The 17566-nt window shown below is 65.2% G+C and carries 25 protein-coding genes; 23 read left to right on the plus strand and 2 right to left on the minus strand.

Annotated elements, in window-relative coordinates; genetic code table 11:
- The first annotated feature begins 82 nt into the window (after positions 1-82).
- From ABUE11_RS01515 to ABUE11_RS01620, 22 genes are all read left to right on the plus strand, one after another.
- Positions 83-790: a ligase gene (locus ABUE11_RS01515; protein ID WP_367067244.1), complete on the plus strand. Its 708-nt coding sequence runs from the start codon at positions 83-85 to the stop codon at positions 788-790.
- 168 nt (positions 791-958) lie between these two features.
- Complete coding sequence (locus ABUE11_RS01520; RefSeq protein WP_367067245.1) at positions 959-1387, plus strand: CopD family protein; 429 nt, start codon at positions 959-961, stop codon at positions 1385-1387.
- A 16-nt stretch (positions 1388-1403) separates the two neighbouring features.
- Positions 1404-2501, plus strand: a complete 1098-nt coding sequence (locus ABUE11_RS01525; protein ID WP_367067246.1) for a VanZ family protein — start codon at positions 1404-1406, stop codon at positions 2499-2501.
- Between the two features lie 9 nt (positions 2502-2510).
- A complete protein-coding gene (locus ABUE11_RS01530) occupies positions 2511-2852 on the plus strand; it encodes a (2Fe-2S) ferredoxin domain-containing protein (RefSeq protein ID WP_367067247.1) in 342 nt (113 codons plus the stop codon).
- 85 nt (positions 2853-2937) lie between these two features.
- Positions 2938-3579: an alpha/beta fold hydrolase gene (locus ABUE11_RS01535; RefSeq protein ID WP_367067249.1), complete on the plus strand. Its 642-nt coding sequence runs from the start codon at positions 2938-2940 to the stop codon at positions 3577-3579.
- A gap of 82 nt (positions 3580-3661) precedes the next feature.
- A complete protein-coding gene (locus ABUE11_RS01540; protein WP_367067250.1) occupies positions 3662-4825 on the plus strand; it encodes a D-alanyl-D-alanine carboxypeptidase family protein in 1164 nt (387 codons plus the stop codon).
- Between the two features lie 123 nt (positions 4826-4948).
- Positions 4949-5326, plus strand: coding sequence for a 30S ribosomal protein S12 (gene rpsL, locus ABUE11_RS01545; protein WP_367067252.1), 378 nt, complete (start codon positions 4949-4951; stop codon positions 5324-5326).
- A 162-nt stretch (positions 5327-5488) separates the two neighbouring features.
- Positions 5489-5962, plus strand: a complete 474-nt coding sequence (gene rpsG / locus ABUE11_RS01550; protein WP_317700500.1) for a 30S ribosomal protein S7 — start codon at positions 5489-5491, stop codon at positions 5960-5962.
- An 84-nt stretch (positions 5963-6046) separates the two neighbouring features.
- Positions 6047-8155: an elongation factor G gene (fusA, locus tag ABUE11_RS01555; RefSeq protein ID WP_367067253.1), complete on the plus strand. Its 2109-nt coding sequence runs from the start codon at positions 6047-6049 to the stop codon at positions 8153-8155.
- Positions 8156-8326: 171 nt separating this feature from the next.
- Complete coding sequence (gene tuf, locus ABUE11_RS01560) at positions 8327-9517, plus strand: elongation factor Tu (RefSeq protein WP_367067254.1); 1191 nt, start codon at positions 8327-8329, stop codon at positions 9515-9517.
- 30 nt (positions 9518-9547) lie between these two features.
- On the plus strand, positions 9548-9859 hold the full coding sequence (rpsJ, locus tag ABUE11_RS01565) for a 30S ribosomal protein S10 (protein WP_005796953.1): 312 nt from the start codon (positions 9548-9550) through the stop codon (positions 9857-9859).
- Positions 9860-10106: 247 nt separating this feature from the next.
- A complete protein-coding gene (rplC, locus tag ABUE11_RS01570; protein WP_367067255.1) occupies positions 10107-10781 on the plus strand; it encodes a 50S ribosomal protein L3 in 675 nt (224 codons plus the stop codon).
- On the plus strand, positions 10781-11401 hold the full coding sequence (gene rplD, locus ABUE11_RS01575; protein WP_367067257.1) for a 50S ribosomal protein L4: 621 nt from the start codon (positions 10781-10783) through the stop codon (positions 11399-11401). Before rplC ends, rplD begins: the two co-directional genes overlap by 1 nt.
- Positions 11398-11712 carry a 50S ribosomal protein L23 gene (rplW, locus tag ABUE11_RS01580; RefSeq protein ID WP_367067258.1) on the plus strand — a complete coding sequence of 105 codons (315 nt, stop codon included), beginning with the start codon at positions 11398-11400 and terminating at the stop codon, positions 11710-11712. Before rplD ends, rplW begins: the two co-directional genes overlap by 4 nt.
- A 3-nt stretch (positions 11713-11715) precedes the next feature.
- Positions 11716-12540, plus strand: coding sequence for a 50S ribosomal protein L2 (rplB, locus tag ABUE11_RS01585; RefSeq protein WP_367067259.1), 825 nt, complete (start codon positions 11716-11718; stop codon positions 12538-12540).
- A 10-nt stretch (positions 12541-12550) separates the two neighbouring features.
- A complete protein-coding gene (gene rpsS / locus ABUE11_RS01590) occupies positions 12551-12826 on the plus strand; it encodes a 30S ribosomal protein S19 (protein ID WP_003059413.1) in 276 nt (91 codons plus the stop codon).
- Between the two features lie 9 nt (positions 12827-12835).
- A complete protein-coding gene (gene rplV, locus ABUE11_RS01595) occupies positions 12836-13168 on the plus strand; it encodes a 50S ribosomal protein L22 (protein WP_367067262.1) in 333 nt (110 codons plus the stop codon).
- A gap of 16 nt (positions 13169-13184) precedes the next feature.
- Complete coding sequence (rpsC, locus tag ABUE11_RS01600) at positions 13185-14042, plus strand: 30S ribosomal protein S3 (protein WP_367067264.1); 858 nt, start codon at positions 13185-13187, stop codon at positions 14040-14042.
- Between the two features lie 2 nt (positions 14043-14044).
- A complete protein-coding gene (gene rplP, locus ABUE11_RS01605) occupies positions 14045-14461 on the plus strand; it encodes a 50S ribosomal protein L16 (RefSeq protein ID WP_013517326.1) in 417 nt (138 codons plus the stop codon).
- A gap of 11 nt (positions 14462-14472) precedes the next feature.
- The gene (gene rpmC, locus ABUE11_RS01610; protein WP_367067265.1) at positions 14473-14670 is read left to right on the plus strand and encodes a 50S ribosomal protein L29; all 198 of its coding nucleotides are present in this window, start codon (positions 14473-14475) and stop codon (positions 14668-14670) included.
- Positions 14671-14682: 12 nt separating this feature from the next.
- The gene (gene rpsQ / locus ABUE11_RS01615) at positions 14683-14952 is read left to right on the plus strand and encodes a 30S ribosomal protein S17 (protein ID WP_367067266.1); all 270 of its coding nucleotides are present in this window, start codon (positions 14683-14685) and stop codon (positions 14950-14952) included.
- Positions 14953-15035: 83 nt separating this feature from the next.
- Positions 15036-15545, plus strand: a complete 510-nt coding sequence (locus tag ABUE11_RS01620; RefSeq protein WP_367067268.1) for a peroxiredoxin — start codon at positions 15036-15038, stop codon at positions 15543-15545.
- A 99-nt stretch (positions 15546-15644) separates the two neighbouring features.
- Here ABUE11_RS01620 and ABUE11_RS01625 read toward each other — a convergent pair whose 3' ends face one another.
- Together ABUE11_RS01625 and ABUE11_RS01630 are read right to left on the minus strand one after the other, a co-directional pair.
- On the minus strand, positions 15645-16088 hold the full coding sequence (locus ABUE11_RS01625) for a GNAT family N-acetyltransferase (RefSeq protein ID WP_367068720.1): 444 nt from the start codon (positions 16086-16088) through the stop codon (positions 15645-15647).
- 99 nt (positions 16089-16187) lie between these two features.
- Entirely contained in the window at positions 16188-16856 is a 669-nt protein-coding gene (locus ABUE11_RS01630) for a cytochrome b/b6 domain-containing protein (protein ID WP_367067269.1), read from the minus strand.
- Between the two features lie 173 nt (positions 16857-17029).
- Here ABUE11_RS01630 and ABUE11_RS01635 point away from each other — a divergent pair, with 173 nt between their 5' ends.
- Positions 17030-17491, plus strand: coding sequence for a cytochrome c (locus ABUE11_RS01635; protein WP_367067271.1), 462 nt, complete (start codon positions 17030-17032; stop codon positions 17489-17491).
- Positions 17492-17566: the final 75 nt, after the last annotated feature.

Consider the following 17566-nt stretch of genomic DNA (forward strand, 5'->3'; position numbering starts at 1 on the left):
GGGCAATTGTCCCCCACATCGTTTGTCACCTCGTTCTCCACATCGCTGCCGGGCCGTGACGGTGGTGATAGGCTGCGCGCCCATGTCCGATTCGCAGTCCTTTCTTACCACCATCGCCCAGGAGCAGGCCTGGAACCATGAGCAGATGCTCGCGCCCGTAGAGCGGCCGCGCTTTCACGTCTGGACCTATGGCGCGCCGGCCGTCGTGCTCGGCTGCTCGCAGCGCCGCTTCGAGCAGGGCGCGCGCGCGCGCCTGGCGCCCGGGGTCGACCTGCTGCTGCGCCCCTCAGGCGGCGGCGCGGTGCTGGTCGGGCCGTGGATGGTGAGCTGCTCCGTCGTGCTGCCGCTGTCCCACCCCTGGGTGCAGGGCCGCCTGCCAGACAGCTACCTGGGCCTTGGCCGGCTGCATGTCGATGTGCTTGCCGCTTTGGGTGTGCCCTCGCGGGCCCTGCCGCCGGCCGAGGTCGATGCCGCCAATGCGCTGACCGGATCCACCGTGCCCTGGGCCTGCTACGGCAGCCTCGCGCCCTGGGAGGTGGTGGACGACGGCGGGCGCAAGCTCGTCGGCCTGGCCCAGCGGCGCCAGCGCACGGGCGTGCTGCTCGTGGCCGGCACCCTGGTCACGCCGCCCGACTGGGCGCTGCTCTGCCAGGCCATGGAGCATGGCGGCGACGAGGCCGCGATGCGCCGGCGCACCGTGAGCTGCGCCGAGCTCAGCGCAGCCGCGCCCGATGCCGAGCGGCTGGCGCTGGCGCTGCATGCGGCGCTGGGGCGGGCGCTGGCCGGGTAGGCCGGCTTGCGCGTGCCGCCTCGCCGGTGCTAGATTGCGCCCGGGCGGTTCGCCGCCCCCCGCTTCACCTCCCTGGGCGGGGCCCGGTGGCATCGATGGCCGCAGGGCTTGATCCGCCCGGCCTCGTCCGGGCCTCTTTTTTTGTAGCGTGCCGCGTACACTGCGCCGATGCTCTGGGTCAAAGCCTTTCATATCGTCTTCATCGCCAGCTGGTTTGCTGGCCTGTTCTACCTGCCGCGCATCTTCGTGAATCTGGCCATGGTGCAGCCGGGTTCGGTGGCCGAGCGCGAGCGCCTGCTGCTCATGGCGAGAAAGCTGCTGCGCTTCACCACGCTGCTGTCCGTGCCCGCCATCGGCCTGGGCCTGTGGCTGTGGCTGGGCTATGGCATTGGCCAGGGGCCGGGCAACGGCTGGCTGCATGCCAAGCTCGCCGTGGTGCTGCTGGTGGTGCTCTACCACTGGAGCTGCGCGCGGCTTTTGGGGCGGCTCGCGGCCAATGTCGACCAGCACGGCCACCGCTGGTTTCGCTGGTTCAACGAGCTGCCGGTGCTGATGCTCGTCGCCGCCGTGGTGCTGGTGGTGGTCAAGCCCTTCTGATGGCGGCCCCGGTGCCATGCACAAGACATCGGCCTGGCCGCTGGCGCTGATCTATGCGGCGCTGATCGTCTTTGCCAGCCTGTTCCCGTTCGACGGCTGGCGCGCCCAGGGCATCTCGCCCTGGGTGTTCTTCTCGGCGCGCATGCCGCCGCCGTACTGGACCTGGTTCGACGTCAACATGAACCTGGCGGGCTATGCGCCGCTCGGCTTTCTGCTGGCGCTGGCCCTGCTGCGCATGGGCTGGCCGCGCGCGGCCGTGCCGCTGGCGGCGCTGGCCGGGGCGCTGCTGTCGCTGTCCATGGAGTTTCTGCAGATCTACCTGCCGCGGCGCGTGCCCTCCAACATGGACCTGGCGCTCAACGCCGCGGGCACGTTGATCGGGGCTCTGGCGGCCGCGCTGCTCGAGCGCCTGGGCGCGATCTCGCACTGGAGCCGCTTTCGCGAGCGCTGGTTCGTGCCGCAGGCGCGTGGCGCGCTCGTGCTGCTGGCGCTCTGGCCCTGGGCGCTGTTGTTTCCCGCGGCCCTGCCGCTGGGCCTGGGCCAGGTGTGGGAGCGGCTCGAGGCCGCGCTCGTCGCCCTGTTCGAGGGCACGCCCTTCATGGCCTGGATGCCGGAGGCGGGCGGGCCGCTCAAGCCCCTGTCGCCCGGGGGCGAGCTGCTGGTCGTCGCGCTGGGTCTGCTCATTCCCTGCCTGCTCGGCTACTGCATCATGCGCCACCTCGGGCGGCGCATGGTGTTCGCACTGGCGGTGCTGGCCGTGGGCGTGGCGGCGACGGCGCTGTCCGCATCGCTCAGCTACGGCCCCGGCCATGCCTGGGAATGGGTGACCGCGCCGACGCAGGCCGGCCTGATGGCGGGGCTGGCCGCGGCGCTGGCCCTTGCACCCATGCCGCGGCGCGGTTGTGCGGCCATGTTGCTGCTGGTGCTGATGCTGCATCTGAACCTGCTCAACCAGGCGCCCACGGGGGCCTACTTCGCGCAGACGCTGCAGGCCTGGGAGCAGGGGCGCTTCATCCGCTTCTACGGCCTGGGCCAGTGGCTGGGCTGGCTCTGGCCCTACGCGGCGCTGCTGTATGTGGTGCTGCGCGTGTCGCGGCGCGAGGTGCAAACCTAAAATCGGCCCATGAGCGATACCCAGCCCCCGTATTTCCAGCGACATATCTTTTTTTGCCTGAACGAGCGCACGAACGGCGAGAACTGCTGCGCCCAGCATGGCGCGCAACAGGCCTTCGAGCATTGCAAGACCCTGGTCAAGCAGCAAGGCCTGGCCGGCCCGGGCAAGGTGCGTGTGAACAAGTCCGGCTGCCTGGACCGCTGCGCCGCAGGCCCCGTCGCCGTGGTCTACCCCGAGGGCGTGTGGTACAGCTATGTGGACGTGGCCGACATCGAGGAGATCGTCGAGTCGCACCTCAAGAACGGCGTGGTGGTCGAGCGTCTGCTGACCCCGCCCGAGCTGGGGCGCTGATGGGGCATGGCCCGGTTTTTTTACAGTGTTTTTGGTCTCTTGCGCTTGACCATCAAGCGTCTGCAGCTCTCGATTGAATAGCACAATGAATTCCCAGACCGAACGCATGACCCTGATGGGCGGCGCCGGCGCCGTGGAGGCCGCGCGCGATGCGGCCGCCACCGGCGTGGCGCCGCGCGGCGTGGCCGTGATCGCCCACCCTCATCCGCTCTATGGCGGCACCATGGACAACAAGGTGGTGCAGACCCTGGCGCGCGCCTTCGTGGCCAGCGGCTACACGGCGGTGCGCTTCAACTTCCGCGGCGTGGGCGCGTCCGCCGGCGTGCATGACGACGGCCGGGGCGAGCTCGACGACCTGCTCGCCGTGGTGCGCCAGGTGGCCCCCGAGGGGCCGATTGCGCTGGCCGGTTTCTCCTTCGGCGCCTTCGTGACCAGCCATGCGCTGGCGCGGCTATGGGGCGAGCGCGAGGTGGCCAGCGCCGTGCTCGTGGGCACTGCCGCGAGCCGCTTCACGGTCGCGCCCGTGCCGCCCGAGGCCCATCTGCACACCCTCGTCGTGCATGGCGAGCATGATGAAACCGTGCCGCTCACATCTGTGATGGACTGGGCCCGGCCGCAGACACTGCCGGTTACGGTTGTGCCCGGTGGTGGGCATTTCTTTCACGGACAATTGCCGCTTCTCAGGGGGCTTGTGACGCGCCACCTGCAGTCCATGTCCATGCACTGATCGCGATCTCCCTCCGCCCGCTTCTTCCCATGACCGGCCGCCCCGGCCGGTTTCGTTTCCGTTCTCCGTTGTTGTTCCTGCCATGAAGTCTCTCCTGCCCCAGTTGCGATCCCTCGTCTGCGCCGCCCTGATGGCCCCCGCCATGCTCTGGGCCCAGGTGCCCCAGCCGCCCGAGATCGCCGCGCGCAACTATCTGCTGGTGGACGTGACGGCGGGCCAGGTGCTGGCCGCCAAGGACATCGACGCGCCCGTGGAGCAGGCCTCGCTCACCAAGCTCATGACCGGCTACCTGGTGTTCGACGCGCTGCGCGCCAAGAAGATCACGCTTGAGCAGAAGCTGCCTGTCTCCGAGCGCGCCTGGAAGATGCCGGGCTCGCGCATGTTCATCGACCCCAAGATGCAGGTTCCGGTCGACGATCTGCTCAAGGGCATGATCGTGCAGTCGGGCAATGACGCCACCATGGCCCTGGCCGAGGGCGTGGGCGGCACGGCCGAGAACTTCGTGCGCCTCATGAACGAGCAGGCCAAGGCCCTGGGCATGAAGGGCACGCAGTACAAGAACCCCGAGGGGCTGACCGAGCCGGGCCACACCACCACGGCGCGCGACCTGGCGACGCTGGCCACGCGGCTGATGCAGGACTTTCCGCAGTACATGCACTACTACTCCACCAAGCAGTACCGCTACGAGGGCACGCCGGCCTCCAACAGCAACAACCGCAATACGCTGCTGTTCCGCGATCCGACCGTGGACGGCCTGAAGACCGGCCACACGGCGGCCGCGGGCTACTGCCTGGTGGCCACGGCCAAGCGCGACTTCCCCAACGTGGGCCAGCGCCGCCTGCTTTCCATCGTGCTCGGCGCCGCCAGCGAGAACGCGCGCGCCAACGAAAGCCAGAAGCTGCTCAACTGGGGCTATACGGCGTTCGACTCCGTCAAGCTCTTCGACGCCGGCCAGGCCGTGGCCACGCCGCAGATCTGGAAGGGCGCGCAGGGCACGCTCAAGATCGGCCGTGACCAGGCCATCGTGATCACCGTGCCCTCGGGCAGCGCCGGCAAGCTGAGCACCGAGATCGTGCGCAAGGATCCGCTGATCGCCCCGTTCGCCAAGGGCCAGCCCGTGGGCACGCTCAAGGTCAAGCTCGGCGAGGAGCAGGTGGCCGAGCTGCCCCTGGTGGCGCTGGAGGACGTGGGTCAGGCCGGCATGCTGGGCCGCGCCTGGGACGCCATCCGCCTGTGGATCAAGTAGGCCGGGCGGGGATTTGCGTGCCCGGCTTGCCTGCGCGGGGGCATGCTGGTACATTAGAAGGCTTTTCGGAATTTCCGAAGGGATTCACGTTTTCGCTTTTCATTCACGTTTAGGGACGTATTAATGCCAACCATTAACCAACTCGTGCGTCAGGGCCGCACGGTCGAAGTTGTCAAATCCAAAAGCCCTGCCATGGAGAACTGCCCGCAGCGCCGCGGCGTGTGCACCCGCGTGTACACCACGACGCCCAAGAAGCCGAACTCCGCTCTGCGCAAGGTCGCCAAGGTGCGCCTGACCAACGGGTTCGAGGTCATCTCCTACATCGGCGGTGAAGGCCACAACCTGCAGGAGCACAGCGTGGTGCTGGTGCGCGGCGGTCGTGTGAAGGACTTGCCCGGTGTGCGCTACCACATCGTGCGTGGTTCGCTTGACCTGCAAGGCGTCAAGGACCGCAAGCAGGCCCGTTCCAAGTACGGTGCCAAGCGTCCCAAGGCCAAGTAATTCGGCTCTTGACAGATTCGGTGCTGTCCCCGCGTGGCGCGGTGGTGCAGCGTAGTGACCCCAAACGCACATGGTGTGCGCGGGTCGAGTAAGTGAGAGTCCTGTGATTGGCTCTCGCGGTGTCCGGAAACGGCGCCAACTGAAGCAAGATTGAGGTAACAAATGCCACGTCGTCGCGAAGTCCCCAAACGTGAAATCCTGCCGGATCCCAAGTTCGGCAATGTCGAGCTGTCCAAATTCATGAACGTGATCATGGAAGGCGGCAAGAAGGCGGTTGCAGAGCGCATCATCTATGGCGCCCTGGAGCTGATCGAGAAGAAGCAGCCCGAGAAGAATGCCCTGGAGGTGTTCACCACGGCCATCAACAACGTCAAGCCCATGGTGGAAGTCAAGTCCCGCCGCGTGGGTGGCGCCAACTACCAGGTGCCCGTGGAAGTGCGCCCCGTGCGCCGTCTGGCGCTGTCGATGCGCTGGATCAAGGAGGCCGCGCGCAAGCGCAGCGAGAAGTCTATGGCCCAGCGCCTGGCCAACGAGCTGATGGAAGCCACCGAAGGTCGTGGCGGCGCCATGAAGCGCCGTGACGAAGTGCACCGCATGGCCGAGGCCAACAAGGCCTTCAGCCACTTCCGCTTCTAATCCTCGCATCCCCTCGAAGGCTGGGAGCCCGCTCGTCACCTGTCTGGCGACCGGGCTCTTGGCCGTTAACGAAAGACCATTACCATGGCACGCAAAACCCCTCTTGAGCGCTACCGCAACATCGGTATCTCGGCCCACATCGACGCTGGCAAGACCACCACGTCCGAGCGCATCCTGTTCTACACCGGCGTGACCCACAAGCTGGGTGAGGTGCACGACGGCGCCGCCACGACCGACTGGATGGAGCAGGAGCAAGAGCGCGGCATCACCATCACCTCCTCGGCAGTGACCTGCTTCTGGAAGGGCATGGACCTGTCGCGTCCCGAGCACCGCATCAACATCATCGACACCCCCGGCCACGTGGACTTCACCATCGAGGTGGAGCGCTCCATGCGCGTGCTCGACGGCGCGGTGATGGTGTACTGCGCCGTGGGCGGCGTGCAGCCCCAGTCCGAGACCGTCTGGCGCCAGGCCAACAAGCACAAGGTGCCGCGTCTGGCCTTCGTGAACAAGATGGACCGCACCGGCGCCAACTTCTTCAAGGTCTATGACCAGATGAAGCTGCGCCTGAACGCCAACCCCGTGCCCATCGTCGTGCCCATCGGTGCCGAAGACAACTTCCAGGGCGTGGTCGACCTGCTCAAGATGAAGGCCATCATCTGGGACGAGGCCACCCAGGGCATGAAGTTCGAATACGGCGACATCCCCGCCAACCTGGTCGAGACCTGCAACAAGTGGCGCGAGAACATGGTCGAGGCCGCCGCCGAGGCCAGCGAAGAGCTGATGAACAAGTACCTGGAAGAAGGCGACTTGTCCGAGGCCGAGATCGTTGCCGGTCTGCGCCAGCGCACCATTGCCACCGAGATCCAGCCCATGCTGTGCGGCTCGGCCTTCAAGAACAAGGGCGTGCAGCGCATGCTCGACGCCGTGCTCGACCTGCTGCCCTCGCCAGTGGACATCCCGGACGTGGCCGGCACCGACCCCGAGGACGAAGAGAAGAAGCTCTCGCGCAAGGCCGACGACAACGAGAAGTTCTCTGCCCTGGCGTTCAAGCTCATGACCGACCCCTTCGTCGGCCAGCTGACCTTTGTGCGTGTGTATTCGGGCGTCCTGACCAAGGGCGACACGGTCTACAACGCCGTCAAGGGCAAGAAGGAACGCATTGGCCGTATCGTGCAGATGCACGCCAACGAGCGCCAGGAAATCGAAGAGATCCGCGCCGGTGACATCGCCGCCTGCGTGGGCCTGAAGGAAGTGACCACCGGCGACACGCTGTGCGACCTGGATCACCACATCATGCTCGAGAAGATGGTGTTCCCCGAGCCCGTGATCGCGCAGGCCGTGGAGCCCAAGTCCAAGGCCGACCAGGAAAAGATGGGCATCGCCCTGTCGCGCCTGGCCTCCGAGGATCCGTCCTTCCGCGTGCGCTCCGACGAAGAATCGGGCCAGACCATCATCGCCGGCATGGGCGAGCTGCACCTGGAAATCATCGTCGACCGCATGAAGCGCGAGTTCGGCGTCGAAGCCAACGTCGGCAAGCCCCAGGTGGCCTACCGCGAAACCATCCGCTCCACCGTCAAGGACGTGGACGGCAAGTTCGTGCGCCAGTCCGGCGGCAAGGGCCAGTACGGCCACGTGGTGTTCCGTCTGGAGCCCAACGAGCCGGGCAAGGGCTTCGAATTCCTGGACGAAATCAAGGGTGGCGTGGTGCCGCGCGAGTACATCCCCGCCGTGCAAAAGGGCGTGGAAGAGGCGCTGACCGCTGGCGTGCTGGCCGGCTACCCCGTGGTGGACGTCAAGGTCGCGCTGACCTTCGGTTCCTACCACGACGTGGACTCGTCCGAGCAGGCGTTCAAGATGGCCGCCATCTTCGGCTTCAAGGAAGCCGCCAAGAAGGCCAACCCCGTCATCCTCGAGCCCATGATGGCCGTGGAAGTCGAGACGCCCGAGGACTACGCCGGTACCGTCATGGGTGACCTGTCCTCCCGTCGCGGCATGGTGCAGGGCATGGACGACATGGTCGGCGGTGGCAAGGCCATCAAGGCCGAGGTGCCGCTGTCCGAGATGTTCGGCTACGCCACGCAGCTGCGCTCCATGACGCAGGGCCGCGCCACCTACACGATGGAGTTCAAGCATTACGCCGAGGCTCCGCGCAACGTGGCCGAAGCGATCATCGCCGCCCGCGCCAAGTAATTGGCAAAAATGCTGCCAACGCTTATCCAATAAGCGTTGGCAGCTATGAATTCTCAGCAAATCTTTGCAATCTGCGATCCGATGCCCTGCCGTTGCACTGTGCGGCAGGAGTCAGCAACCGGGTGCAGACGTTAAACCCTCACACAGGCATTGCTCTTTTGGAGTTTGAAAATGGCAAAAGGTAAGTTTGAGCGCACCAAGCCCCACGTGAACGTGGGCACGATCGGCCACGTGGACCATGGCAAGACGACGCTGACGGCGGCCATCGCCACGGTGCTGTCCAAGAAGTTCGGCGGCGAAGCCAAGGGCTACGACCAGATCGACAACGCGCCCGAAGAAAAGGCCCGCGGCATCACCATCAACACCTCGCACGTCGAGTACGAAACTGCCACGCGCCACTACGCCCACGTGGACTGCCCCGGCCACGCCGACTACGTGAAGAACATGATCACCGGCGCCGCCCAGATGGACGGTGCCATCCTGGTGTGCTCGGCCGCTGACGGCCCGATGCCCCAGACCCGCGAGCACATCCTGCTGGCCCGCCAGGTGGGCGTGCCCTACATCATCGTGTTCCTGAACAAGTGCGACATGGTCGACGACGAAGAGCTGCTCGAGCTCGTCGAAATGGAAGTGCGCGAACTGCTGGACAAGTACGAATTCCCCGGCGACGACACCCCCATCATCCGCGGCTCGGCCAAGCTGGCCCTCGAAGGCGACCAGTCCGACAAGGGTGAGCCCGCCATCATGCGCCTGGCAGAGGCCCTGGACAGCTACATCCCCACGCCCGAGCGCGCCGTCGACGGCACCTTCCTGATGCCCGTGGAAGACGTGTTCTCCATCTCCGGCCGCGGCACCGTGGTCACGGGTCGCGTCGAGCGCGGCATCATCAAGGTCGGCGAAGAAATCGAAATCGTCGGCATTCGTGACACGCAAAAGACCACCGTCACCGGCGTGGAAATGTTCCGCAAGCTGCTCGACCAAGGTCAGGCAGGCGACAACGTGGGTCTGCTGCTGCGCGGCACCAAGCGTGAAGAAGTCGAGCGCGGCCAGGTGCTGTGCAAGCCCGGCTCCATCAAGCCGCACACGCACTTCACGGCCGAGGTGTACGTGCTGTCCAAGGACGAAGGCGGCCGCCACACGCCGTTCTTCAACAACTACCGTCCGCAGTTCTACTTCCGCACGACCGACGTCACGGGCTCCATCGAGCTGCCCGCCGACAAGGAAATGGTCATGCCCGGCGACAACGTGTCGATCACCGTCAAGCTGATCGCCCCCATCGCCATGGAAGAAGGCCTGCGCTTCGCCATCCGTGAAGGCGGCCGTACCGTCGGCGCCGGCGTGGTGGCCAAGATCATTGAGTAATCCGGTTCCACTGCCGACAAGGAATACGCAATGTCCAAGCAAAAAATCCGCATCCGCCTCAAGGCGTTCGACTACAAGCTGATCGACCAGTCCGCAGCCGAGATCGTTGACACCGCCAAGCGCACCGGCGCCATCGTCAAGGGCCCCGTGCCCCTGCCGACGCGCATGAAGCGCTTCGACATCCTGCGCTCGCCGCACGTCAACAAGACCAGCCGCGACCAGCTCGAGATCCGCACGCACCAGCGCCTGATGGACATCGTCGATCCCACCGACAAGACCGTGGACGCGCTGATGAAGCTCGACCTGCCGGCCGGCGTCGACGTCGAGATCAAGCTGCAGTAATCCCTGCGGCATCGCTGGCGCAGACCGTGGTCTGCGCCCCACGTAACGCGGACTTGCTCGAAAGAGCAGTCCGCGTTATACTTTGCGGCTTCGCATTTTTGCGTCCCGTGATTTCCCGCGGGTGCTGCCAAGAGCGGCGCAAGAGTGCGGAGTTTTATCAACCTTCTTTCACGCACCCTGGATGGTCAGATAGTGCAAACGCCTGGGCCAATTGCAGTCGAGGCGGTGAAAGTTTTGGAGAAAACCAATGAGTCTGTGCAACTCCCTGGGGTTGCTGGGCCGCAAGGTGGGCATGATGCGTCTGTTCACCGATGACGGGGAAGCGATTCCCGTCACGGTGGTGGATGTGTCCAACAACCGCGTGACCCAGGTCAAAACCCAAGAGAACGATGGCTACGTGGCCCTGCAGGTCACGTTCGGTTCGCGCAAGGCATCGCGCGTGACCAAGCCCGAGGCCGGTCATCTCGCCAAGGCGGGTGTCGAGGCCGGTGAAATCATCCGCGAATTCCCCGTGACCGCCGAGGTCGCCGGCAAGTACGCCGCAGGCAGCGCCGTGCCTGTGGCCGACGTGTTCGCCGTGGGCCAGAAGGTGGACGTGCAAGGCACCTCCATCGGCAAGGGCTACGCCGGCACCATCAAGCGCCACAACTTCGGTTCGCAGCGCGCCTCGCACGGCAACAGCCGCTCGCACAACGTTCCTGGCTCCATCGGCATGGCGCAGGATCCGGGTCGCGTGTTTCCGGGCAAGAAGATGACGGGTCACCTCGGTGATGTCACCGTTACCACTCAAAACCTCGACGTGGTTCGCATCGACGAAGCACGTCAACTGCTCTTGATCAAGGGCGCTGTTCCGGGCTCCAAGGGTGGCTTCGTGACGGTGCGTCCCGCCATCAAGGCCAAAGCTTCCAAAGGAGCGAACTAATGCAGCTCGAACTCCTGAATGAACAGGGCCTGGCCGCATCCAAGGTGGATGTGCCCGAGACCGTGTTTGACCGCCAGTACAACGAAGATCTGATCCATCAGATCGTCGTTGCCTACCGTGCCAACGGCCGTCAGGGCACCCGTGCCCAGAAGGATCGTGAGCAGGTGCGTCACTCGACCAAGAAGCCCTTCAAGCAAAAGGGCACCGGCAACGCTCGTGCCGGTATGACCTCCTCGCCGCTGTGGCGTGGGGGCGGTCGCATCTTCCCGAATCTGCCTGACGAAAACTTCACGCAGAAGATCAACAAGAAGATGTACCGCGCCGGCATGGCGTCCATCCTGTCCCAGCTGGCCCGCGAAGGCCGTCTGGCCGTGGTGGATTCGATCAAGGTCGATTCGCCCAAGACCAAGGTGCTGGCCGACAAGTTCAAGGCCATGAACCTGCAGTCGGTGATGGTGATCGCCGACGAGGTCGATGAGAACCTGTACCTCGCTTCGCGCAACCTGAAGAACGTGTTCATCGTCGAACCGCGTTACGCAGACCCCGTGTCGCTGGTGCACTACAAGAAAGTGCTCGTCACCAAGGGCGCGATCGACAAGCTCAAGGAGATGTTCGCATGAGCACGCTCAAGTTTGACGAAGGTCGTCTGATGCAGGTGTTGGTGGCCCCCATCGTGTCCGAAAAGGCCACCATGGTCGCCGAGAAGTCCAACGCCGTGACGTTCAAGGTGCTGCAGAACGCCACCAAACCCGAGATCAAGGCCGCCGTGGAGCTGCTGTTCAAGGTCGAGGTCAAGGGCGTTTCCGTGCTCAATACCAAAGGCAAGACCAAGCGCTTTGGCAAGACCGTTGGCCGCCGCGACAACGTGCGCAAGGCCTATGTCCTGCTCAAGGAAGGTCAAGAGCTGAACCTGTCCGGGGAGGCCGCGTAAACCATGGCTGTCATCAAGATCAAACCGACTTCCCCGGGCCGTCGCGGCGCGGTGAAGATCTCGCGTGACCACCTGCACAAGGGTGCGGCGTTCGCGCCCCTGCTGGAATCCCAGTTCCAGAAGGCTGGCCGCAACAACAACGGCCACATCACCACCCGTCACAAGGGCGGTGGCCACAAGCACCACTACCGCGTGGTGGACTTCCGTCGCAACAAGGATGCCATCCCGGCCAAGGTCGAGCGCATCGAGTACGACCCGAACCGTTCGGCCCACATCGCCCTGGTGTGCTATGCCGACGGCGAGCGTCGCTACATCATCGCCCCGCGCAGCCTGGAAGTGGGCAGCTCCATCGTGAGCGGCTCCGAGGCGCCGATCCGCGTCGGCAACACCCTGCCGATCCGCAACATCCCCGTGGGCTCCACGATTCACTGCATCGAGCTCAAGCCCGGTGCCGGTGCGCAGATCGCCCGCTCGGCCGGCACGTCCGCCACGCTGCTGGCACGCGAAGGCGTGTACGCACAGGTGCGCATGCGCTCCGGCGAAGTGCGCAAGATTCACATCGAGTGCCGCGCCACCATCGGTGAAGTGGCCAACGGTGAGCACAGCCTGCGCCAGCTCGGCAAGGCCGGTGTCAAGCGCTGGATGGGTATCCGCCCGACCGTGCGCGGCGTTGCCATGAACCCGATCGACCACCCGCAGGGTGGTGGTGAGGGCCGCACCGGCGAAGGTCGCCATCCGGTTGACCCATGGGGCAACCTGACCAAGGGCTACCGCACTCGCAACAACAAGCGCACGCAGAACATGATCGTGTCGCGTCGCAAGAAGTAAGGGGTAGACAATGACTCGTTCTTTGAAAAAGGGTCCTTTCGTCGACCATCACCTGCTGGCCAAGGTCGAGAAGGCCATCGCCACCAAGGACAAGAAGCCCGTCAAGACCTGGTCGCGCCGCTCCATGGTGCTGCCCGAGTTCATCGGTCTGACGATCGCCGTGCACAACGGCAAGCAGCATGTGCCGGTGTACGTGACCGACCAGATGGTGGGCCACAAGCTGGGCGAGTTCGCCCTGACGCGTACCTTCAAGGGCCACCCCGCCGACAAGAAGGCCAAGAAGTAAGGAATGAACATGACTGAAACACGTGCTGTTCTCCGTGGCGTGCGCCTGTCGGTCGACAAGGGTCGCCTGGTCGCGGATCTGATCCGTGGCAAGAAGGTGGACCAGGCCCTGAACATCCTGACGTTCACGCAGAAAAAGGCTGCCGGCATCGTCAAGAAGGTGCTGGAGTCCGCCATCGCCAACGCCGAGCACAACGACGGCGCCGATATCGACGAGCTGAAGGTCAAGACCATCCACGTCGAGCAGGGCACCACGCTCAAGCGCTTCACGGCGCGCGCCAAGGGCCGCGGCAACCGCATCAGCAAGCCGACGTGCCACATCTACGTGACCGTGGGCAACTAAGGGCCAGAGGAAGAATATGGGACAGAAAATCCATCCTACCGGCTTTCGCCTGTCGGTGACCCGCAACTGGGCCAGCCGCTGGTACGCGAGCAACCGTGACTTCGCCGGCATGCTGGCCGAAGACATCAAGGTGCGCGAGTTCCTGAAGGCCAAGCTGAAGAACGCCGCCGTCTCGCGCATCCTGATCGAGCGCCCCGCCAAGAACGCCCGCATCACCATCTACTCGGCACGTCCGGGCGTGGTGATCGGCAAGAAGGGCGAGGACATCGAGAACCTGAAGAAGGAACTCGCCACGCGTCTGGGCGTGCCGGTGGCCGTGAACATCGAGGAAGTGCGCAAGCCCGAGATCGATGCCAAGCTGATCGCCGACTCGATCACCCAGCAGCTCGAGAAGCGCATCCAGTTCCGCCGCGCCATGAAGCGCGCCATGCAGAACGCCATGCGCCTGGGCGCCCAGGGCATCAAGATCATGTCCTCGGGCCGTCTGAACGGCATCGAAATCGCCCGTACCGAGTGGTACCGCGAAGGCCGCGTGCCGCTGCACACGCTGCGTGCCGACATCGACTACGGCACCTCCGAAGCGCACACCACCTATGGCGCCATCGGCGTGAAGGTGTGGGTGTACAAGGGCGACACGCTGGGTCGTGGTGATCTGCCTGTGGCAGAGACGCCGCGTCCGGACGAAGAGCGCCGCCCGCGTGGTCCGCGTCGCGATGGCCGCCGTGACGGCGCAGGCCGTGGTGGCCGCCGCCCCATGGGCACGAACGCAGCCCCTGCCGACGGTAGCGACAAGCCTGCCGGCGCCGGTGGCGATTCCGTTAAGCGCGTCAAGAGCGCGCCCGCTGCCGCAGCGGCGGACGGCAAAGGAGAATAAACATGCTGCAACCTGCTCGCCGCAAGTTCCGCAAGGAGCAAAAAGGCCGCAACACCGGTATCGCCACGCGTGGCAACTCGGTGGCTTTCGGAGACTTCGGTCTCAAGTGCACGGACCGTGGCCGTCTGACGGCCCGCCAGATCGAGGCCGCACGTCGTGCGATCTCGCGTCACGTCAAGCGTGGCGGTCGCATCTGGATCCGCGTGTTCCCCGACAAGCCGATCTCCACCAAGCCCGCCGAAGTGCGTATGGGTAACGGCAAGGGCAACCCCGAGTACTACGTGGCCGAAATCCAGCCCGGCAAGGTGGTGTTCGAGATCGTTGGCGTGCCCGAGGAACTGGCTCGCGAGGCGTTCCGCCTGGCCGCCGCCAAGCTGCCGCTGCGCACCACCTTTGTTGCACGTCAGATTGGCGCCTGAGGAGAATCAACATGACCAAAGCTGCTGAACTCCGTCAGAAGGACGTCGCCGGCCTGGAGGCCGAAGTCAAGTCGCTGCAAAAGGCCCATTTCGGCCTGCGCATGCAGAAGGCCACGCAACAGCTGGGCAACACCGCCACGCTGCGTGCCACGCGTCGCGACATCGCGCGCGCCAAGACCATTCTTGCTGAAAAGCAAGCCGCCAAGTGATAGGAAGCGAACATGACGGAAGCTAAACCATCCCTCAAGCGCACCTTGGTTGGCAAGGTGGTCAGCGACAAGCGTGCCAAGACCGTGACCGTGCTCGTCGAGCGCCGCGTCAAGCACCCCATCTACGACAAGATCATGATCAAGTCGAGCAAGTACCACGCCCACGACGAGAACGGCGAGTACAAGATGGGTGACACCATCGAGATCACGGAGAGCCGTCCGCTCTCCAAGACCAAGAACTGGGTGGCCACGCGTCTGGTGCAAAAGGCCGCACTGGTCTAAGCCCAATCGGCACCCGGGCAGCAATGCCCCATGAAACGACCCACAATGTGGGTCGTTTTTTTTCACCCATACAGGAGTCACTCATGATCAAGGTCGGAGACCAACTGCCCGCAACCACGCTGATGGAATATTCGGAAGTCGAGGGCAATGGCTGCAGCATCGGCCCCAATGCCGTCGATGTGCAGAAGGCCGCCGCGGGCAAGACCATTGCCCTGTTCGCCGTGCCGGGCGCCTTCACGCCGACCTGCTCGCAAAAGCATGTGCCGGGCTATGTGGAGCAGGCCGATGCGCTGAAGGCCGCCGGCGTCGACGAGATCTGGTGCCTGGCCGTCAATGACGCCTTCGTCATGGGCGCCTGGGCGCGTGACCAGCAGACGGGCGGCAAGCTGCGCATGCTCGCCGACGGCGACGCTGCCTTCGCCAAGGCCACGGGCCTGACGCTGGACCTGACGGGCAAGGGCCTGGGCCTGCGCAGCAACCGCTATTCCATGCTCGTCAAGGACGGCAAGGTGGTCACGCTGAATGTCGAAGGCCCTGGCAAGTTCGAGGTCAGCGACGCCGCCACCATGTTGGCTCAGGCCAAGGCCCAGTAAGCCCCTGGCTGCGCCATGCCGCCGGAAGGGGCATGGCGTTCACTATTGAAACAATAGCTACTGACGCTTACCCTGAAAGCGCTGAAGCCCAAAATGACATCAGATGATGTCGGCCTTCAGGTAGTGCGAACCCACGAGCGGGTTGTGATAGTAGGGTGGTATCTCCGCAAAGCCCAGCTCGGCGTACAGGGCGCGGGCCGCCTCCATGCTGTCGAGCGTGTCCAGGAGGATGCAGGCGTAGCCGGCGCGGCGCGCGGCATCCAGGATCGCCTCGGCCAGCTGGCGCCCCAGGCCGAAGCCACGGAACGCCTTGCGCACGTACAGGCGCTTCATCTCGCAGGCGTTGGCGTAGTCCACGTTGTCCAGCGGGCGCATCGCGCAGCAGCCGGCAATGCTGCCGTCGACCTCGGCCAGCAGCAGCTGGCCGCGCGGCTCGGCGTAGTCGCCGGGCAGCTGGGCGAGTTCCTCGCCAAAGCCCTGAAACTCCAGGTCGACGTCCAGGCTTTCGGCGTACTCCAGAAAGATGGCGCGCACGGCGTCCATCTCATGCGGCTGGCTGGGGGTGAACAGGCGGATGGTGGGCTGTGAATCCACTGCTGGGGCAGAAGCTGTTGGAGGGTGGCCGCCCAGTTTAGCGGCAAGTCAGACCGAGCCCAGGCCCGATACCCACCATGCGAGCGCGGAGCTCAGCGCCGCGAGCACGGCCGCGCCGGCGCGTGTCGCCGCGTCGTCGCGAGAGGCCGCCGTGGGCTGGCTCACCAGCTTGTCGCCATGGAGCATGGGGCGCACCAAGGCGTGGCGGCGCACCAGCACGTAGAAGGCGATGGCCAGAAGATGCAGGGCCACGAGGGCGATCAAGAGGTACTGGCCGACGTCGGAATGAAACCAGGTGGCCAGCCCCACGGTATCGCCGGAGACAAAGCGCGCCAGCGGCCCGGCAAAGGCAATCTCGTCGTCGCTGAGCAGGCCGCTGGCCACCTGGGCGAGCAATGCGCCGAGCAGGGCGAACACGGACAATGCCCCGAGCGGCGAGTGGCCCACGACCGGCTCGTCGGACCGGCCGCGCAGATAGCGCCAGAGCTGGGCCGGTGAATGCAGAAAGCTCGAGAAACGCGCCCAGCGCCCGCCGACCAGGCCCCAGACCAGGCGAAACAGCAGCAGGGCCAGCATGACATGGCCCAGCCACAGATGCCATTGCATGGCGTTGCCGCCGACCTTGGCGGTTGCGACCAGGGCCACCGTGGTGGCGGCCAGAAGCCAGTGAAACAGTCGGGTGGGCAGGTCCCAGACACGTACCTTGTGTTGCTGCATGTGGAGCGGAGATCAAACCGGAGACTGCGCGCATTGTGCCCACCATGCCCTGTGGGCCTGGCTGGATATCCGAGGAAACCCAGGGGTCGGACACATGGGCTTTACGTTGGCTGGGGATACTCGCGGCGGCCGCATCGCGGCCTCATTGCACAAGCCCCAAGAAGATGAAGCACATGACATTCAAGACCACCGTTGCCGCAGTTGCCGCGGCCGCATGCACCCTGCTGGCCCTGCCCGCCAGCGCCCAGTTCGCGAAGGCCGAGGAGGCCATCAAGTACCGCCAGGGCAGCCTGTTCGTGATCGGCCAGCATTTCGGCCGCATCGGCGCCATGGTCAACGGCAAGCTGCCGTTCGACGCCAAGGCGGCGCAGGACAACGCCGACATCGTCGCCGCCATGGCGGCCCTGCCCTGGGCGGGGTTCGGTCCGGGTACGGACAAGGGCGCGCCGCACAAGGCCAAGCCGGCCGTGTGGAGCGAGCAGGCCAAGTTCAACGAACATGCCCAGACCTTCCAGACCGAGGCCGGCAAGCTCGCCGCCGCCGCCAGGACGGGCAAGCTCGATCAGATCAAGGCCGCCTTCGGCCCCGCGGCGCAGTCGTGCAAGTCCTGCCACGACGCGTTCCGCAACCGCTGATCTACTGCGTTATTGATAGCTGCGCACGCTTGCTGCGCAAAGAAAAAGGCCGGTTTTCAATGAAAACCGGCCTTT

The organism is Oryzisolibacter sp. LB2S (assembly GCF_040732315.1).
Classification (GTDB): domain Bacteria; phylum Pseudomonadota; class Gammaproteobacteria; order Burkholderiales; family Burkholderiaceae_C; genus Alicycliphilus; species Alicycliphilus soli.

Bases quoted from the DNA above. Each gene is read 5' to 3' on its own strand.
- ABUE11_RS01620 (WP_367067268.1), top strand. From the start codon at position 15,036: ATGATCAAGGTCGGAGACCAACTGCCCGCAACCACGCTGATGGAATAT.
- ABUE11_RS01535 (WP_367067249.1), top strand. From the start codon at position 2,938: ATGAATTCCCAGACCGAACGCATGACCCTGATGGGCGGCGCCGGCGCC.
- ABUE11_RS01520 (WP_367067245.1), top strand. From the start codon at position 959: ATGCTCTGGGTCAAAGCCTTTCATATCGTCTTCATCGCCAGCTGGTTT.
- fusA (WP_367067253.1), top strand. From the start codon at position 6,047: ATGGCACGCAAAACCCCTCTTGAGCGCTACCGCAACATCGGTATCTCG.
- ABUE11_RS01515 (WP_367067244.1), top strand. From the start codon at position 83: ATGTCCGATTCGCAGTCCTTTCTTACCACCATCGCCCAGGAGCAGGCC.
- ABUE11_RS01525 (WP_367067246.1), top strand. From the start codon at position 1,404: ATGCACAAGACATCGGCCTGGCCGCTGGCGCTGATCTATGCGGCGCTG.
- rplC (WP_367067255.1), top strand. From the start codon at position 10,107: ATGAGTCTGTGCAACTCCCTGGGGTTGCTGGGCCGCAAGGTGGGCATG.
- ABUE11_RS01625 (WP_367068720.1), bottom strand. From the start codon at position 16,088: ATGGACGCCGTGCGCGCCATCTTTCTGGAGTACGCCGAAAGCCTGGAC.
- rpsL (WP_367067252.1), top strand. From the start codon at position 4,949: ATGCCAACCATTAACCAACTCGTGCGTCAGGGCCGCACGGTCGAAGTT.
- tuf (WP_367067254.1), top strand. From the start codon at position 8,327: ATGGCAAAAGGTAAGTTTGAGCGCACCAAGCCCCACGTGAACGTGGGC.
- rpmC (WP_367067265.1), top strand. From the start codon at position 14,473: ATGACCAAAGCTGCTGAACTCCGTCAGAAGGACGTCGCCGGCCTGGAG.
- rpsG (WP_317700500.1), top strand. From the start codon at position 5,489: ATGCCACGTCGTCGCGAAGTCCCCAAACGTGAAATCCTGCCGGATCCC.
- rpsS (WP_003059413.1), top strand. From the start codon at position 12,551: ATGACTCGTTCTTTGAAAAAGGGTCCTTTCGTCGACCATCACCTGCTG.
- rplP (WP_013517326.1), top strand. From the start codon at position 14,045: ATGCTGCAACCTGCTCGCCGCAAGTTCCGCAAGGAGCAAAAAGGCCGC.
- ABUE11_RS01635 (WP_367067271.1), top strand. From the start codon at position 17,030: ATGACATTCAAGACCACCGTTGCCGCAGTTGCCGCGGCCGCATGCACC.
- ABUE11_RS01530 (WP_367067247.1), top strand. From the start codon at position 2,511: ATGAGCGATACCCAGCCCCCGTATTTCCAGCGACATATCTTTTTTTGC.
- rpsJ (WP_005796953.1), top strand. From the start codon at position 9,548: ATGTCCAAGCAAAAAATCCGCATCCGCCTCAAGGCGTTCGACTACAAG.
- rplB (WP_367067259.1), top strand. From the start codon at position 11,716: ATGGCTGTCATCAAGATCAAACCGACTTCCCCGGGCCGTCGCGGCGCG.
- ABUE11_RS01540 (WP_367067250.1), top strand. From the start codon at position 3,662: ATGAAGTCTCTCCTGCCCCAGTTGCGATCCCTCGTCTGCGCCGCCCTG.
- rplD (WP_367067257.1), top strand. From the start codon at position 10,781: ATGCAGCTCGAACTCCTGAATGAACAGGGCCTGGCCGCATCCAAGGTG.
- ABUE11_RS01630 (WP_367067269.1), bottom strand. From the start codon at position 16,856: ATGCAGCAACACAAGGTACGTGTCTGGGACCTGCCCACCCGACTGTTT.
- rplV (WP_367067262.1), top strand. From the start codon at position 12,836: ATGACTGAAACACGTGCTGTTCTCCGTGGCGTGCGCCTGTCGGTCGAC.
- rpsC (WP_367067264.1), top strand. From the start codon at position 13,185: ATGGGACAGAAAATCCATCCTACCGGCTTTCGCCTGTCGGTGACCCGC.
- rplW (WP_367067258.1), top strand. From the start codon at position 11,398: ATGAGCACGCTCAAGTTTGACGAAGGTCGTCTGATGCAGGTGTTGGTG.
- rpsQ (WP_367067266.1), top strand. From the start codon at position 14,683: ATGACGGAAGCTAAACCATCCCTCAAGCGCACCTTGGTTGGCAAGGTG.